This window comes from Bacteroides sp. Marseille-P3684 (assembly GCF_900291465.1).
Lineage (GTDB): Bacteria > Bacteroidota > Bacteroidia > Bacteroidales > Bacteroidaceae > Phocaeicola_A.
On the sequence record NZ_LT985808.1, the window covers coordinates 263,317 to 280,784 of the forward strand.

Genomic DNA, 17,468 nt, shown 5'->3' on the forward strand with positions numbered 1-17,468 from the left:
ATTTACTCATATATAAAATAATATAAAAAAACATTTCGTATCTTTTTTAACAACAGGTCAATAATCTCTTGATAAAGCCTTGAATTAAAAAGCTTAGATATTTAGTAAAAACATTGTATAATAGAGAAGAGAGAGGAGACTTAACTGATTGTGGCAAGAAGAAATTCGGATAGATATTGCAGGGCGCACTCAGACTTGATGAATGTCCATCAAAGTTTCAAGTATTCCCCAAACACTGGATTGTGGAACGCTCTTTCTCATGGTTGGAGAACTTCACAAGCTGACTATTGATTATGAATTCTTGTTGAAACTGCGGAAGCTATGGTACAGCTCGCATTCATCCAAATCATGCTTAACAATTATATCGAATGAAATCAAAAAAGTTTCTCAGCTATTGAAATCAATTCATGGATATACGTCACATTGGCATCAGACACCACGTATTCGATGGACTGGATGCCCTTCATATTTGTGGAACTGCCCCGATATTTATCGGAAAGGCACTTCGCAGGGCGATTAAGATAAAAGAAGAAAACGACTTGACAATTTAACCCCAACCGGCCCTTAGGCCGCTCAAAGCCCAAGGACCGGCGTGAGTCAGGAATAACACGAAATGATTCAACCGATCCGTATGCCTGTAATACAAACCTGAAAACAGGCAAGACGAAAGCCAGACGCTTTTTTACTTTGGAGAACATCTGCAAGGAGCTGGATTGCCAGCCGGGAGATATTCTGGAGCATAGAGGCAACATCGGATAAACCATAAACAAGTGCCTGTCCTCTCCTCGTCAGGAGAAAACAGTCTCCAGGATTACTTCGATCAGTAGCCAGCAACCTACCACAGTCATAATCCAACCATAGATACGCGAACCCTTCGTGTATTTGTAAATGGGCTCTTCACCCCTCCTTGCAATCTTGGCGGTTGCAATATGAAAAGGACGTGCAGACAGTCCCAGGGTAATGAGAACCACGATAAGGAAGATGAACATCAATTCAGCCGACGAGGGATCGAAGTACTCATCACCATCGTCTCTATCCAGCTTCTCCAATGTGTAATAGAATTTCAACACAAACAGGGGATAGAAAATCATTTCCAAGATACTGACTTTTTTGCCCAGCTCCACATATTTGTTCTGCTCCTGTATATAACGTTCACGTTCGCGGAACAGCTTGTCGCCATCCACACCCCGGGCAAGCAACTCGTCATACACTTCTTTCACAAATTGCTCCTGATAATCCGTCGCATGATTATAGATGTCAATCAACTCCTGGGTAGACTTGAGCTCAGTAACGTGTGCAAACTTTTTCTCCATGATTATTCAGTTTGGATGTTTTCATTGTATACTTCCATCAGCGTACACTTATCGACCCTTCAATAGTTGCCGGTATCCTCAAAAGTACCGTTCTGGAAGGTCCATTCATAATAAAAGCCACGAAGGTTTCTCGGTACCTTGATTTTATTCAGAACAAACTCACAGGTAGGGTCTCCCAAGATTCCCGGAGCAGATAAAATCCATTGCTTCATGTCATCGATACGCCAGATATTCAGACAGACGCCACAATCCGTCTCGTGGTCAGACTTCACAGCTATAATCAGTTCATCCACCTTGTCGCCGTCAAAATCGTATTGCCCGATTACATATTCATTATCCATATACGGAAGACGAATCTCCGGATCGCTCTTATCCAGTCCTATCTCCCCAAAATCCAGAGCCAGCACCTTCTTCCGCTTGTTTTCATCCACAAGGCGGGCATCCATCCTGTTCTGGTTCATAAAAAGCAATACATCCAGCTTCCTGCCACAATCATAGTGATACACGGCTCCCTCGTTGCCTTCATCCCCCTCTTCTGAATAGCGGGTAAATCGGCTCAGGTTCTCAATAAAGCAACTGTCTTTCGCCTATTCCTGTCCCTGCTCCCCGCTTGCCCTTTTGTTCATAAAGCACGAACTAAGCAACAGGCATACCGGAAGCACACACAAAATCCGCTTTTTCATAAACATTCTTCTTTTCTACATCCCCAGTTCCTAAAGACGTCATTATTACTTAAGTATTACACAAACACACAACCCAGCAGTTGACAAGACATTGGCAGGCAAGGGAGAAAGTCTCCGTCTCAGGATTACCGTGATGGGCAATTCCTCACAAGGGCCCTGTTTACCGGACGCTCGTCCCCTTGTAAACAATCACTTGCACTTGCAAAAGTTGGGATTAGAATGAAAAGAAGATGCGTGGAACTGCAATGCCACGTCCTTGTGTACAGGTGCTAGGAAAACCTTCGTAAACAGATGTGGAAATAACAGCCCCACGCATATGCGTGGAGACCATCATACCTTCTCCTGTTTACGTGGTTGAAGTTTCCTAGGCTTTGTACACGCAGGAAGAAGACATAACGCCTCTTATTTTCAATATGTCTTGGAAGGAGTCGTACTCCATCCAGCTACAAAAGTAAGAAATTCCGTAATAATTCCCCATCTCCTACCATTTTTATTTGCTGCCGGCCAATTTATTTATAAACTATCATTTCATTCCATCATTATGAGTCATTCGGCAGACAATCCCTGTATTTTTCCGTTTGAACTCATCATTTTTTATACCATCGGCTTCATTGGAAAGCCGATTTTTTCATTTTCCACCACAACTGGAGACACTACATTCGCCATGTGGATGCCGAAGAAAATATACAGGATTTCGGTCAATCTCGTCCTTGCCTTGATTCGTTTCAAGCCATAGTGTTCCTTCTGCGTTCCGAACGAACCCTCCATCTTTGTCGCCCTCACTCTCGCCAATCTTTGCAGATGAAGATTTATGGCTGACACAAGGCCAGTTAGCGGACATATATTGTACTACCCAACAGAATATCAGCCAACATATAGATAATATATAAAGATGGAGAACATTCCACAGGGGCAACTAACAAGAAATTCTTGTTAGTTCGCCAAGAGGGCAATCGACAGGTAAAGCGCAACATTAAGCCGTGAACGCAACTTCTATCAACAGCTGACGATGGTAACAGATACCATGTCCTCAATTACGCGACCAGCAGTTGCGCAATTCAATGGGCCATCACAGTCAATTACGAAATCAGTGATTTCGCAATTTAACGGACCATCAAATATTCGGTATTGATGTACCGATGATGCAAATCTCTTCCAAAAAGAGATAATACCGTTTTCTGGTCTGTTCATTTTGAATTCTATTTCAAATACCCGAAATCCTTAAAGAAAGCACTGTCCGTATAAGCGATCATTGTCCTATGCGTCGTAGCCTTTATTGTGTTTGCACATCTTTGCCCTGGGAAGTAAGAGAGTTCATCACTAAGACTGTATGTTCCTTTGGCTTTACTTCCTTTTTTATTTTCTTGAAAACAAGGCTCAGAAAACGTATTTAACGTGAGTTCGAAATAAGAATAAACATATTTCAGTGATAATTAGGAACATAGCGATAAAAGTATTAAATTTATAGTGCCGAATTATAAGATTTAAACGATTACCACTATGTTTCCGGAGTCTAAAATTACAGAGATTTATTATATGGCCGATGATTTTTGCAAGGAATTTGCTTTGCAACAGGAAAAATATATGATTGAGGACAAGAAGACCAGGCATCGTAATAAACCCAACCGTATGAGTGATGCCGAGATTATGGTTATTTTAATCCTGTTCCACTCCGGTGGTTTCCGTTGTTTCAAACATTACTACAAGGAGTATGTCTGCAAACATCTGAAACACCTTTTTCCGCGTCAGGTTTCCTATAACCGTTTTGTGGAACTGGAGAAGGAAGTATTACTTCCCCTGACCATCTTCATCAAAAAAGTCCTGCTGGGAACCTGTACCGGTATCAGTTTCGTCGACTCCACTCCCTTGCGTGTATGTCGTAACCAAAGAATCCTGATTCATAAGACATTTAAAGGACTTGCCGAGCGTGGGAAATGTTCTATGGGATGGTTCTTCGGATTCAAGCTACATCTGATAATCAATGACAAAGGAGAGATACTCAATTTCATGTTCACGCCTGGAAACGTGGATGACCGGGAACCGTTGAAACAAGGAAAGTTTCTGGAAAACATCAAAGGAAAACTATGCGCAGACAAAGAATATATCGGTCAGGCTTTATTTGAGAACCTCTTCCTTAATGGCATACAGCTTGTCACTAAAGTTAAAAATAATATGAAGAACTCACTGATGAGTGTCGCTGACAAGATTCTGCTCAGAAAAAGAGCCTTGATTGAAACGGTCAATGACGAACTGAAGAACATAGCACAGATTGAACACTCAAGACATCGTTCATTCAATAACTTTATAGCCAACTCCTTGTCGGCTATCGCGGCATACTGTTTTTTTGAAAAGAAGCCCGCCATTGACGTGAATTTTGTCAATGACGGACAACTTGCTATTTTTTGATTTTATTTCGAACTCACATTATTTAATAATAGAAATTAATTTTTCTGCAAAAAAAATCTAATTTCCTGCGACCCTTTTTCAAACGCTGTGTGTCTTTATAATGTAATAACACTTATAAAGCACATGAAACACATAGCATATCTGATAGTAAAGTCTATTCTTTCCGACCTGTCTGAACAGGAAAAGAAAGAACTTAGCCAATGGCGTTCGTCATCGCGGCATAATGAAAACCTGTACCAAAAATACAGTGGAAAAGACTTTCTACAGGATATGACACCTCTCTACACTCCCGGAGAGGAAACAGAACTATACAGACAGCTTCAGAAAAAGATGCATCCGGCTCGCAAGCGGAGAATTGCATGGTATAAATGGACTGGTGCTATTGCCGCATGTCTGTTATTGTCTGTTATTCTATATCAGGTATATACAAATTACAGGCAAGAGCAAAATGTTATTGTCCTGGCTGATTTAAAACCGGGAACACAACAGGCTACCTTGTATACTTATTCCGGAGATGAAGAAACGGTTATGCCTAAACAAACCGAAAAAGTTATCATCAATTATCCGGACAACAATAAAAGTCTGAATAATGAAAATGACAAGCCGCAAGGTATTATACAACAATCGGCTGTCAAACTGAATGATATAAAACGTATTATTGTTCCACGGGGCGGCGAATACAACGTTGTTTTAAAAGACCAAAGCAATATTTATCTGAATTCAGAGTCCGATATTCAGTTTGCACCCGAATATGGAGTAGACAAGCGTGAAATGGCATTCAAGGGAGAAGCTTACTTCAACGTTGCAAAAATGGAAAATCAGCAACCCTTCATAATCCATACAGAATTCGGAACAGTAGAAGTAAAAGGTACATCATTCAACCTCCGTTGTTATGAAAACGAAAAGATACTGCAAATAGCACTCGAAAACGGATGTGTACACTTTACTCCCTTGCACAATAAAGACACCTATGTACTAACTCCGGGACAGCTCCTTACTTATCATGTAGACGAACAGCAAATCACTACAGAAGAAACAGATATCAGCATATACACATCATGGAAAAGCGGAATATACAGTTTCAGACAAACTCCGCTCTCGGCCATTATGAATGACCTTTCACGATGGTATAACATCCCTATCGGTTTTGCAAAGAAAGAACTTGAGAACATAACATTTACGGGTGAAGTCAAACGCTATGACAACTTTATTGATATTGCCGGTATGTTTGAACTGACAAAAATGATTCGTTTCAAGGCTAACCGAAACGGTATAATTATAGAAGAACAAAAGTAATCATATTATTAATTTTATACAGACTGAGATGAAAAACAGAGAGAATCTTTTCCTGCGACAAGGCAGGGCAACGGGCTTTAGCAAAAGGCTCTTTGCGTGTTTGCTTCTGGGTTCATTGACTTTAGGCAATGCAATGGCTCAGAACATAAAAAGAATAACTTTACAGTTAAAGAATGCCCAATTGGAGAAAGTATTGTCTACTATCAAGGAACAAACGGGCATGCGGCTCATTTACAGCGATGAGGACATAGCAAACATACCGCCTGTCAACATCAATGTAAAAGACATGGAGGTACTTGAGGCAGTAAAGCAATGCCTGAAAAATACAGGGCTTTCTGCAACTATAAAAGATAATACAATCGTCATCTCTCCTACTACACAAGCCGGGGAAATAAAAGGTATCGTAACTGACGAGCGCAACGGTGAACCTATGATTGGTGTCAACGTATCTGTTATAAAAGGTGGAAAAATGATTACTGGCGTAGTTACAGACATCGACGGTAAGTTCAGCGTAAATATTCCCCGTGGCGCTCAGCTTAAATTCTCGTTCGTCGGTTACAGCGAACAAGTAATCAGTCCGGAAGGAAACGATATAAAAGTAGCGTTGAAAGAGGATGCCAATACGATGGATGAAGTCGTAGTCAACGGTTTCTTTACACGTTCCAAACAAACTTATACAGGTGCTGCACGCACTGTAACCTCTGAACAGTTGTTGAGCATATCACCCAACAATGTATTACAGGCATTGTCTGTTCTTGACCCTTCTATCAAAATAAACAAGAACAATGCAATGGGATCAAACCCCAACAATATTCCAGATCTTGTAATACGTAGTACTACATCACTGGCTACTGACAATGAAGCCGGACTGAATGCTCCTCTTATTGTTATAGACGGAGTGGAATCTACATTACAGGACTTATACGATATCAACATGTACGATATTGAGCGTGTAGATATCCTTAAAGATGCTTCAGCTACCGCACTTTACGGTGAAAATGCCGCAAACGGTGTTATCGTTATTGAACGTAAAAGAGTGGAACAGGCACCAGTACGTATCCGATATACATTTACTCCAGATTTCAGTTTTGCTGACCTGTCAAGTTATGACTTATGCAACTCACAACAAAAACTGGAGTTGGAAAGACTGGCCGGATTATACGACAGCAGCAACGGAAGCATGGATAATACCTATTATGAGAAACTGGCTCTGGTAAGCAGCGGCATCAATACCGACTGGAAGTCAAAACCAATACGTACAGGATTCTCACAGACTCATTCGCTCTCTGTATCAGGACGTGGAGGAAGCATTGAATATAACATTACCGGAAACTTTACCGACAAGAACGGTGTCATGAAAGATGACGGACGAAAGAATTATGGTCTCGAGCTCTACCTGGCATACCGTCTCAAAGAAAAACTGGTGCTTACCTTAAGAGCCAGCCACCAGCAAACCAATATCCGCAACTCCAAATACGGAAGTTATGACACATGGTTGCAAATGAATCCTTATGACTCTCCTTACGATGAAAACGGAGAACTCCGTTCATTATTGTCATGGGATATGACCAATCCTCTTTATGAGGCATCACTAAGTAGCCTCTCTACTGAAGAAACCCGTACTCAGAACCTGTCTTTGAGTGCACGTTATAACTTCAAACCGAATTTGTACATCACGGCACAAGGTTCATTGCTCACGGCAAAAGGTACGGCCGATGATTTTGTATCTCCTCTTTCCATGCAGTTCAAAGACGTAACAGACCCGTTGAAAAAAGGAAGCTATACATTAACCAACAATGACGAAGACAATTATTCGTTCAAAGTAGTCGGTAACTGGATACACAGCTTCGATAATGACGGTACACTGTTTACATTGAACGTGGGAGGTGAAATCAAAAAAGAGAACAGTTCTTCACGCACAAGCATCGCTTCAGGTTTCTTGTCTGATAACCTGACCGATTTCGGATACGCAGCATCTTACTCTGACACTACCCCATACGGAAGTGAAGACCTTGCCACCAGCGTAGGTGCCTTCGCTGCAGCAAACTTTACATGGAAAAACCGCTACATCATTGATGGTTCATACCGTATGTCTGGTTCTTCCAAGTTTGGAGAGAACAACAAATATGCACCGTTCTGGTCAGTAGGTGCCGGATATAACTTGCATAACGAAGAATTCATCAAACAGCTAGGATGGGTAGATATGTTACGTCTGAGAGGAAGTTACGGATATACAGGTAGCGTAAAATTCTCACCATATCAGGCTATCTCTACTTATAAATATTACATTAGTAATATCCACCTTGGAGGCGTAGGTGCAGTGCCTATGGCCATGCCTAATCCAGATCTAACCTGGCAGACTACCAAGAAGCTGAATGTAGGTATCACTTCTTCATTCTTTGATGAACGACTGAATGTCAACTTTGACTACTATAACGAATATACCGACGATATGCTTATCGACATCTCATTACCCCCATCATCCGGAGCCAGCACTGTAAAAGATAACTACGGCGCACAGGAAAGCAACGGTATCGAATTTGCCGTATGGGGTAAACCTATCGTTACTAAAGACTTCAGCTGGACGGTTTCTGTAAACGGACTTCATTCAAAGACCGTCATCAAGAATATCTCTGAAGCATTGCAACGCAAGAATGATGAAAACAATGCCGTATCTGATGAATCAGTTCCACGTATACTTTACGAAGAGGGCGGTTCTCCTACAGCAATCTATGCCGTACGTTCTGCCGGAATCGACCCTGCATCAGGAAAAGAAATATACATTAAGAAAGATGGAACCTACACTTATACATATGACGTAAAAGACAAAGTCGTAGTAGGAGATACCAATCCGGATGTTGAAGGTAACTTCTCAACAGACTTCATGTATAAGAATTTCTATCTGGGTGTAAACTTCAGCTATACTTTCGGAGGAGATATCTATAACTCAACCCGTGCAGCCAAGATTGAAAACATCAATCCGCAATACAATGCAGACGTAAGAGCATTCACCGAAAGATGGAAACAACCGGGTGACTTGGTACCTTACCTGAACCTCAGTGCAACTGGTGGACAACAGTTCGTACACTCCAGCCGATTTGTTGAAAACGAGAATGAAATATGGTTGTCGAGCATCAACTTTGCCTATGAGTTTCCACAATCATTGATCCAATCATGGGGAATACAACGCTTGCGACTGACTCTTGGAGCCTCAGACTTATTCCGTCTGTCAACTGTACGCTATGAAAGAGGTACCTCTTATCCTTATAGCCGCAGCATTAATATGTCATTCAATATTACACTTTAAAACATGAATAAGATGAAAAAACTAATATACATTTGTTACGGACTATGTTCCTTGCTCCTTTTCAATGCATGCGACGATTTCCTGGATGTACGCCCAAAATCTGAGAAGGTAGAAAACGAGCAGTTTAAAGACGCACAAGGATTTGAAGATGCCATATACGGAGTTTACGGTGAACTTCAGAATACCTATTCATACGGACGTTTCATGTATTGGGGATTTACTGAAGTACTTGCACAGAACCTTGCATGCTACCAGGATCAGGCAGAAATAGGACAGCCTCTTTCTGAACTTGATTACGAAGCAGATGCCGTAAAGGAAGTAATAGCCAACATGTGGGAAGAAGCATACAAGAATATCGGATACATAAACAATATTCTTGAAAACCTGGAAGGAAGAAACTCCATGACCCTTTACAATTACTATAGAGGTGAAATGCTTGCAATGAGAGCTTTCCTGCATTTTGACCTTCTGCGCCTGTTTGCTCCTACTGACGAAACCAAAGAAGGTATTCCTTACGTAGAAACTTATTCATACGATGTGAAACCTTTTTATAAGGTAGGAGAAGTATATGACAAGATTCTCAAAGATCTGAACGAAGCTGAAAGTCTTCTTGCCGAAGAAGAAAACAGCATGGACTATCCGAGAACAGACAACAACCTGCGCAACTTCCTGAACTACCGCACTACACATTTCAATCTTTATGCCATATGGGCACTTAAGGCACGTGTATATTGGACAAGAGGCGATATGGCCAATGCTGCTATTTATGCCGAAAAAGTAATAAAAAGCGAGAAATTCCCGCTCGCATACAGACAGGAAATGGCAGACTATCTGGCAGGAAAGTTATCTGAAAAAGAAACGATTTTCGGAGTTTATTCTAACTCGTATCTTGAATCTGTACGTGCTCTTATATTCAATCAAACCTCATTTGTATCATTCCAACCTTATCTGGAATCATCAGGTGGCAATGATTTACGAACCTTCGAAGATATCTATGCACTGGACAATGACAACACTGCAGCCGATTACCGCATGCAACAACTGGACAACAGACTTTGGAGAAAAATCATAGATTATTATACACTGAAAGGAGAAAGTGGTCCTAGCGGATGGGACGCCCGATATTCCGGATTTACCCTGATGCACGTTTCTGAAATGTATCTGATTGCGGCAGAAGCACTTCTGGAAACAAATTACGATCTGGCAGTCAGCTACTTTGACGCAGAACTTACCTCACGCGGATTAAGAGGATTTGCAGTTCAGGGCAAACAACTTACCAAAGAAAACATTTACAATGAATATTGTAAGGAACTCTTTGGCGAGGGACAAATATGGTATAATATGAAACGCCTGAACAAAGACATCATATGCAATAGCCTTGACCGTGTATTACCGGCCAGTGACACATATTATGTAGTTCCAATACCAGACAGTGAATATGAATATAGAAATGACAACAAGTAAATGTGTACAGTATGAAAACAATATATATCAAACAAGCCTTGCTCGCTCTATTGTGCATAGCAGGAACAGCCTGCACAAATGAAGACTACCAGCTCTATGATACGACCCAAAAAGATTCTGCGTTCATTGAATATATCAATGACAAAGATGAAATAGCAACTTCGGTTTCCTATAGTTTTGGATTTGACATCGCTACAGAATACGTTGTAGAGCTACCTGTAAAACTTATGGGAATGACATCGGACAAAGCACGTACTTTCACTCTTGAACCGACAGAAGGTACTACCATGCAGGAAGGAGTGCATTATACTATTGATAAGGAAGCTATGTCTATTCCAGCCAATGGAATCGAGACAAAAGTGAAAATCACGCTTTTGCGCAACAATGATCCTGAACTGCAACAAAAGGAATTCACTTTAAACCTGATTCTAAAAGAGTCTGAAGACCTTGCCGTAGTAGGACAGAATAAATTCAGCATCACTTACTCTGACATACACCCAGAATATGCTCCTAGCTGGTGGGTATCATGGGCTATGCCACCCTACAGATATGATGTAGCACAAAAGTTTTTTGAGCTTTTCTATGCAATGAAAGATGTTAATCCCGCTGTTATAGACGAGATGGTAACACAATACGGAGATTATTTCGTAAATGCCAGCAGCATGATGGGTCCGTTATCTATGTATTCAAGCTTCATGAACAAATATGTACTGATACCCTTATACGAATATTATGAAGTACATGACCCATCAGCCATTGAAGGATGGGAAAAACCATCCGCTATGTAATTATATCTAACCGTTATAAAAATAAAGATATGAAGAATATAATATATACCATTTTTTTATTCTTTGCTCTCACATCATGCATCAACGATGATTCACGAGATGCAAACAAGCTGCTGCCAGAACTGTCAATAGAAGGCAGCGATTCTGAAAAGATGCCTGTTTACAACGTCTATTTCGGAACGGAATCTTTGGTAATAGATCCAAAGGTAAAAGCTACATCCAAAAACCTGAAATATGAATGGTCTGTAGGAGAATATAATACCACATCCGATTCAAAAGGAGAACTTACCAAAATCAGTTCAGAACCGATACTGAATTATTCTTTTGAAAAGAAAGGTACATATTACATACATCTTACCGTTACCGATGATATCGTTGGAGATGTAATGGAATATCAGGTAAATGTAAACGATTACTTTGAAAAGGGAATATTGGTCATAGCCAACTCGGAAGACGGAAAAGGAAATCTGGGATTTATCAAAGACCTCACTCCGGAAGATATTGCATCTGGAATGGAATACAAGGTAGAAGAACATTGCCTAGAACAAATGAACCCTGATATTCAAATGACGAAACTTATCGGAGCAGACCGTACCAATGCTGCAACCAGCCCTTATGCACAAACTCCGATAATGATTGTCGCCTTGGAAGACAAATGTTTCTTTGTAAACTCTACAACTTTCGAAATCATATCTTCTTCTGAGTATTCAAGCATCTTCGAAGGATTTAAGGCTACCCATTTTCTCTCGAATGACGGATATGCATCATACCCCTTTGTATATGATGTAAATTCCAAACATTCTATACATTTCCAAAAGGCTTATTGGTATCTGTACGAATATCCGCATGAATTCTATCAGCAAAGCTATGAAGACGTTATTCCCGGATATAACTATATGGCAAGTATAAATTCGTGGAGTACGACACCAGTATTCGTAAACTACAGTACTTCTGAAATTATCAAGTTCCAAGCTTATTCTAGTAATGGTATGGCTACATCAGGCGACTTGTTCAAAGATAAGGATATACTGATGCTTGTTCATAACACACAACAAAATAGTGGAGACATTTATGTTGTAACAAAAGACAAAGCCAATCCTAACAAAATTTCACAATATACTATCTCTTTAAATACTGTAGGTGAATATCCTGATTGGACATATATTTATGAAAGCAGTAAAGAAACTTCTTATGAAGTAACGGACACACAGGGAATTCCTTCACAAGGAACAAGACTCACTCTTGCCAGAAGTAGTCAAGTAGCATTTTATGGTATTGGAGGAGATTTGTACGCTTACTACCTTTTCAACGCATCACCCCAACTTCCTACAAAACCCATTATTTCTTATCCTAATGAAGAGATTACCTGTATAGGTTACAATGAAGCAACTCAGGATTTATACGTAGGTACTTACAGTAATGATACAAAACGTGGAAATGTATATATCTACAGCACAGAAGATCTGACCAGCGATAAATTTGAGCCTAAATACGAGTTCAAACAATGCACAGATAAAATTTCTGATATAAGATACAAAAACTAACCCTCTCTCTTCTTTCAATGGGGGTATGTCTTGGCGAAGAACATACTCCCATTTAATTCTATTACAAACCAAGTAACCATTTAAACATCAGTCATGAAACTACATATTGCTATTCTATTGGCTTTAATTTATGCCTGCACCATGAATGCACAGTTAACAGTCAAAGGTCACATAACAGTAAAGAATGAAACTGACAGCATACATGAAATAGCCATCAACAACATCATGATGGGAAACTCATCATACACTCCTGTAAAAGCTGACAACAATCAGTTCAATATAAAGCTTACATCGGCTAATAACGGATTTTACCAACTTAACATCATTGTCCGAAAAGGAGATTCAAACAAGTATCCTTTCAACATTCCGCTGTATATGCCCGACTCCATCCGTATATACAACCTTGACATACAAATTGACAATGAAAAGATACAGTACGGCTTTGACAATGACAATACCTTTCTGGGAGAATATTATAATCAGGCAAACGTCATGAACAAGGAAGTATGGACCAACACTCCCTTGCCTGAGAACTCTTTGAAACTTATAAATCAATATGACAACATACTAAACAAGCTGTTGACTCAGTACAAGCCTTCAAAAGAGGTAGAATTATATGCACGGACCTGGAACTTTATTGAAAAGTCAAAAGCTATAAACGACATCCAATTTATGCATAGAAGAAACGGTAAAACCACTCCCAAAGAATTAGACAACGAAACCAATAATGCAACAGCTTTATTAAACAACAAGTATGCGATATGTTTTAATGAAACACCGATGTTCTTTTGCGCAAATATGCCTAAGGGAATGACTCTTGAAGAAAAAATGGACTATATCTATAAAAAAGCCGAAGACAAAAACCTGCAAAAGAGTATAGCGGAATATCTTCTGAGAAAGTATATCTCATCTTACAACTACAACAAAGACTTTTCTAACGGACTGATCGTCTTGGAAAAATGCGTCAGCAAATACAATCTTCCGGAAAAATATGTAAATGACTTCAAAAAAAGAAGATATATACTAGACAAGGCTCCATTTCCCGACATAACCTTTTACGATTCTGAAGGAAAAGAGCATACGTTCGAAGAGTTCAAGGGATATTACGTATACATTGATATCTGGGCATCGTGGTGCGTTCCGTGCTGTAAGGAAATTCCGCATCTGCAAAAGTTGGAAAAAGAACTGAACAATCCGGCTGTAAAGTTCCTGTCTGTATCCATCGATCAGAATGAAAAGAACTGGAAGAAGAAAATAGAAGAACTGAATCTGCACGGAAACCAATGGTTCAACAAAGGCAATGAAATATCAAACTTCCTGAATATAAATGCCATCCCAAGATTTCTTCTGTATGATAAAGAAGGCAAGCTCATGAACATTGATGCTACCCGCCCCAGCAATCCGCAGACAAAAGAAATGCTGGAACAGCTAAAATAAAGAAGTAAAATAAGATGATTACTAACTGACAGACAATCAGTAAGTATATACAACGAGCAACCCGACTGCAGAGGTCTGCAATCGGGTTGTATGCTTATCAGCCTCCTTGAATAAAGTCACTTTCTACTGGCTCCATAATTTATTGATACCCAACAAAAAGTTTATCTTTAGCCTAAAGATATATGTACTTAAGTTAAAGATACATGTACTCAGCCTAAGGATAAACTTTCCAACCTGTATAAAAGCAGATTATCAGTTAGTGACTGTATGAATAAACTACAGTCTGCTTGCTTTTCAGTGAAGCCTGCACATCAATAAGCCGTTGGTTGCTGCTTCCTCTGAAACAAAGGCTTTCGTCTTTCAGTTCCTTTTTGAAACGGCCGTCTACCAGTACGTCTATGTATTTCAACAAACGAACCTGTTTTGGATTATTCAACAGATTTTCAAACGTATACCCCGTGTAGCACCATATGCTCTTATTGCTTTGATGCTTGATGGCACAAGCCAGCTCGGCAAAGCCTTCAGGCTGAAACATCGGGTCACCGCCGCTAAAGGTTACGTCGGCAAACTCGTCAGCCAGAACTTTTTGAAGAATTTCGTCCGTACTCATCCAATGTCCGCGATTAATATCCCAAGATTCGGGATTATGACAGCCGGGACATCCGTTAGGACATCCGGCGGCATAGATAGCGGTGCGGAATCCCGGTCCGTCTACCGTCGTATCTTCAAGAATATCAAGGATAGATAACATGATGATTACGCTTAATTATGTATTACACGGTCATTCAGTTCTGCCAGTTTGGCCTGATTCCATCGGTCGGTTGTTCCCACCAGATATCCGGTTATGCGCTGAAGCTTGTCAATGTGCCTGCTTCCGCACTTGGGACATTCTTCCATATGGGGGTCGGCATTCTCATAACCACAGTCCAGACAGCGGTTACGGTTATGGTTTACCGAGCCATAACCTATGTTGTAACGGTCCATCATATCCACCACACGCATAATGGCTTCGGGATTGTGTGTGGCATCTCCGTCAATCTCTACGTAGAAGATGTGGCCTCCACGTGTCAGGTCATGATAAGGAGCCTCTATCTCAGCCTTATGACGGGCACTGCACTTATAATATACGGGCACATGATTGGAATTGGTATAATAGTCACGGTCGGTTATACCGGGCAAGATTCCGAAATCCTTGCGGTCAACGCGTGTAAACTTGCCCGAAAGACCTTCGGCCGGCGTAGCCAGCACACTGTAATTATGCTGATACTGTTCAGAGAACTGGTTCACTCTGTCACGCATATAGGTTACAATCTTCAATCCCAGTTCCTGAGCTTCTTCCGACTCACCGTGATGTTTGCCCACCAGTGCCACCAGACACTCAGCCAGTCCGATAAACCCTATACCCAATGTTCCCTGATTGATAACAAGAGCTATCGTATCGTTGGGTTTCAGCTTCTCACAACCAATCCACAAAGCCGACATCAGAAGAGGGAACTGTTTGGCAAAAGCTGTTTTCTGAAATTCCATACGCTCATGCAGCTGACGGGCCGTAACTTCAAGCATCGCATCGAGTTTGGCAAAGAAACGGGCTATGCGCTGTTCCTTGTCTTCTATTTGCATGCACTCGATGGCCAGGCGGACAATATTGATTGTAGAGAATGAGAGGTTTCCACGTCCTATCGAAGTCTTCGGACCGAAACGGTTTTCAAACACACGCGTACGGCAACCCATTGTAGCCACTTCGTGCTGGTAACGCAGAGGGTCATCGGCTTTCCAGTCCTCACTCTGATTGAACGTGGCATCCAGATTCAGGAAGTTAGGGAAGAAGCGTCGTGCCGTCACCTTGCATGCCTGTACATAAAGGTCATAATTGGGGTCTTCCGACAGATAGCTGACTCCTCTTTTCTTTTTCCATATCTGAATAGGGAAAATGGCAGTCTCACCGTTACCCACTCCCTGATAAGTTGTTCTCAACAGCTCACGTATGATACAGCGTCCCTCAGCAGAAGTATCCGTACCGTAATTGATGGAACTGAACACTACCTGGTTTCCTCCTCGTGAATGTATGGTGTTCATATTGTGTATGAATGCCTCCATAGCCTGATGCACGCGGGCTACCGTCTTGTTTACGGCATGCTGCACGATGCGTTCGTCGCCCGACAGGCCGTCAAGCGGTTTTTGCAGATAGTCTGAAAGTTCTTCTGCATACAGATGCGAATAGTCTGCTCCGTTAAGTTCTTCCAGATTCTTTATTTCTTCAATGTAACTGCTGCGCACATATGGAGCCAGATAAAAGTCAAAGGCAGGAATAGCCTGTCCGCCATGCATCTCATTCTGGGCAGTCTCCAGCGAAATGCATCCCAATATGCTGGCTGTTTCAATACGTTTGGCCGGTCTGGACTCTCCATGTCCTGCCGAAAAACCATTCTGAAGGATATGATCTAACGGATGCTGCACACAGGTAAGACTTTTAGTTGGATAATAATCCTTGTCATGTATGTGCAGATAGTTACCCGCAACGGCTTCGCGCACGTCTTCACTAAGCAGATAGTCGTCAACAAACGGTTTGGTAGTCTCGCTGGCAAACTTCATCATCATTCCTGCCGGTGTATCGGCATTCATGTTTGCATTTTCACGGGTAATATCATTCGATTTGATATTGATAATCTCCAGGAAAATATCTCTTGTCTTTGCCTTACGGGCTATACTGCGCTGATTCCGGTAAGCAATATATTTCTGTGCCACGTCTTTTCGGCTACTCTTCATCAGTTCCATTTCCACGGCATCCTGAATAGCCTCAACGGTCATCTGTGCATCTCCATTAAAAGAGATACGGTCGGTAATCTGATGTATCAGTCTGAAGTCTTCTCCTTTTTCTGTATGCAACATTGCCTTACGGATAGCAGTGGCTATTTTCTCTTCGTTAAAGCCCACAATTCGTCCGTCACGCTTGATTACTGTCTGTATCATTTCCTACTGTTTTTCTAATTATCTATTATGCTAAATTTGCAAGCAAAGGTAGCATATACAGAGGAAGGTTTCCCGTTTTGGACAACTTTTCGGCAATTAAAAAATATTAATCAATTGATAAGCAGTAGCAATACAAAAGAAAATAGAAAACTTATACACAAGAAGTATTTTCTAAACAGTTAATCGAACAAGCAAACATACATACAGAAACAGTAAAATATATTCTATGCACTGATGAACAAACAGTTGAGGTAGAACAA

Annotated in this window: 11 protein-coding genes and 3 pseudogenes; 9 read left to right on the forward strand and 5 right to left on the reverse strand. The window is 40.9% G+C overall.

All coding sequences use genetic code 11. The annotated features are described in order from the left end of the window. Positions 1-648 precede the first annotated feature (648 nt). A pseudogene (locus C8275_RS01100) lies at positions 649-759 on the forward strand (helix-turn-helix domain-containing protein); the annotation flags it as partial. Positions 760-788: 29 nt separating this feature from the next. On the opposite strand, the gene C8275_RS01105 reads toward C8275_RS01100, so the two are convergent. From C8275_RS01105 to C8275_RS14760, 3 genes and pseudogenes are all read right to left on the reverse strand, one after another. Further along, positions 789-1,313: a hypothetical protein gene (locus C8275_RS01105; protein ID WP_106483744.1), complete on the reverse strand. Its 525-nt coding sequence runs from the start codon at positions 1,311-1,313 to the stop codon at positions 789-791. A 59-nt stretch (positions 1,314-1,372) separates the two neighbouring features. Next, positions 1,373-1,774 (reverse strand): hypothetical protein, encoded by a 402-nt coding sequence (locus C8275_RS01110; protein WP_157948120.1) that lies wholly within the window; start codon positions 1,772-1,774, stop codon positions 1,373-1,375. A gap of 816 nt (positions 1,775-2,590) precedes the next feature. Beyond that, positions 2,591-2,788 (reverse strand): annotated as a pseudogene (locus C8275_RS14760) (hypothetical protein); the annotation flags it as partial. Here C8275_RS14760 and C8275_RS14765 point away from each other — a divergent pair. The 8 genes and pseudogenes from C8275_RS14765 to C8275_RS01155 all read left to right on the forward strand — a co-directional run. After that, positions 2,767-2,971 (forward strand): annotated as a pseudogene (locus C8275_RS14765) (cell filamentation protein Fic); the annotation flags it as partial. The pseudogenes C8275_RS14760 and C8275_RS14765 overlap by 22 nt on opposite strands. 525 nt (positions 2,972-3,496) lie before the next feature. After that, positions 3,497-4,402, forward strand: coding sequence for an IS982 family transposase (locus tag C8275_RS01125; protein WP_106483747.1), 906 nt, complete (start codon positions 3,497-3,499; stop codon positions 4,400-4,402). 123 nt (positions 4,403-4,525) lie between these two features. Further along, positions 4,526-5,698 (forward strand): FecR family protein, encoded by a 1,173-nt coding sequence (locus tag C8275_RS01130; protein WP_106483748.1) that lies wholly within the window; start codon positions 4,526-4,528, stop codon positions 5,696-5,698. A 28-nt stretch (positions 5,699-5,726) separates the two neighbouring features. After that, positions 5,727-9,005, forward strand: coding sequence for a SusC/RagA family TonB-linked outer membrane protein (locus tag C8275_RS01135; RefSeq protein ID WP_106483749.1), 3,279 nt, complete (start codon positions 5,727-5,729; stop codon positions 9,003-9,005). A 12-nt stretch (positions 9,006-9,017) separates the two neighbouring features. Continuing rightward, positions 9,018-10,469, forward strand: coding sequence for a RagB/SusD family nutrient uptake outer membrane protein (locus C8275_RS01140; protein ID WP_234395677.1), 1,452 nt, complete (start codon positions 9,018-9,020; stop codon positions 10,467-10,469). Between the two features lie 11 nt (positions 10,470-10,480). Then, the gene (locus tag C8275_RS01145; RefSeq protein WP_106483751.1) at positions 10,481-11,257 is read left to right on the forward strand and encodes a DUF4843 domain-containing protein; all 777 of its coding nucleotides are present in this window, start codon (positions 10,481-10,483) and stop codon (positions 11,255-11,257) included. Between the two features lie 29 nt (positions 11,258-11,286). Then, positions 11,287-12,801 carry a PKD domain-containing protein gene (locus C8275_RS01150; RefSeq protein ID WP_106483752.1) on the forward strand — a complete coding sequence of 505 codons (1,515 nt, stop codon included), beginning with the start codon at positions 11,287-11,289 and terminating at the stop codon, positions 12,799-12,801. 93 nt (positions 12,802-12,894) lie between these two features. After that, the gene (locus C8275_RS01155) at positions 12,895-14,238 is read left to right on the forward strand and encodes a TlpA disulfide reductase family protein (protein WP_106483753.1); all 1,344 of its coding nucleotides are present in this window, start codon (positions 12,895-12,897) and stop codon (positions 14,236-14,238) included. A gap of 256 nt (positions 14,239-14,494) precedes the next feature. On the opposite strand, the gene nrdG is transcribed toward C8275_RS01155, so the two are convergent. Together nrdG and C8275_RS01165 are read right to left on the reverse strand one after the other, a co-directional pair. Next, the gene (nrdG, locus tag C8275_RS01160; RefSeq protein ID WP_106483754.1) at positions 14,495-14,989 is read right to left on the reverse strand and encodes an anaerobic ribonucleoside-triphosphate reductase activating protein; all 495 of its coding nucleotides are present in this window, start codon (positions 14,987-14,989) and stop codon (positions 14,495-14,497) included. Positions 14,990-15,000: 11 nt separating this feature from the next. After that, the gene (locus C8275_RS01165) at positions 15,001-17,208 is read right to left on the reverse strand and encodes an anaerobic ribonucleoside triphosphate reductase (protein WP_106483755.1); all 2,208 of its coding nucleotides are present in this window, start codon (positions 17,206-17,208) and stop codon (positions 15,001-15,003) included. Positions 17,209-17,468 lie beyond the last annotated feature (260 nt).

Excerpts from the sequence above, each read along its gene's own strand:
- C8275_RS01105 (WP_106483744.1), bottom strand. The coding sequence starts at position 1,313 with ATGGAGAAAAAGTTTGCACACGTTACTGAGCTCAAGTCTACCCAGGAG.
- C8275_RS01110 (WP_157948120.1), bottom strand. The coding sequence starts at position 1,774 with ATGAACCAGAACAGGATGGATGCCCGCCTTGTGGATGAAAACAAGCGG.
- C8275_RS01125 (WP_106483747.1), top strand. The coding sequence starts at position 3,497 with ATGTTTCCGGAGTCTAAAATTACAGAGATTTATTATATGGCCGATGAT.
- C8275_RS01130 (WP_106483748.1), top strand. The coding sequence starts at position 4,526 with ATGAAACACATAGCATATCTGATAGTAAAGTCTATTCTTTCCGACCTG.
- C8275_RS01135 (WP_106483749.1), top strand. The coding sequence starts at position 5,727 with ATGAAAAACAGAGAGAATCTTTTCCTGCGACAAGGCAGGGCAACGGGC.
- C8275_RS01140 (WP_234395677.1), top strand. The coding sequence starts at position 9,018 with ATGAAAAAACTAATATACATTTGTTACGGACTATGTTCCTTGCTCCTT.
- C8275_RS01145 (WP_106483751.1), top strand. The coding sequence starts at position 10,481 with ATGAAAACAATATATATCAAACAAGCCTTGCTCGCTCTATTGTGCATA.
- C8275_RS01150 (WP_106483752.1), top strand. The coding sequence starts at position 11,287 with ATGAAGAATATAATATATACCATTTTTTTATTCTTTGCTCTCACATCA.
- C8275_RS01155 (WP_106483753.1), top strand. The coding sequence starts at position 12,895 with ATGAAACTACATATTGCTATTCTATTGGCTTTAATTTATGCCTGCACC.
- nrdG (WP_106483754.1), bottom strand. The coding sequence starts at position 14,989 with ATGTTATCTATCCTTGATATTCTTGAAGATACGACGGTAGACGGACCG.
- C8275_RS01165 (WP_106483755.1), bottom strand. The coding sequence starts at position 17,208 with ATGATACAGACAGTAATCAAGCGTGACGGACGAATTGTGGGCTTTAAC.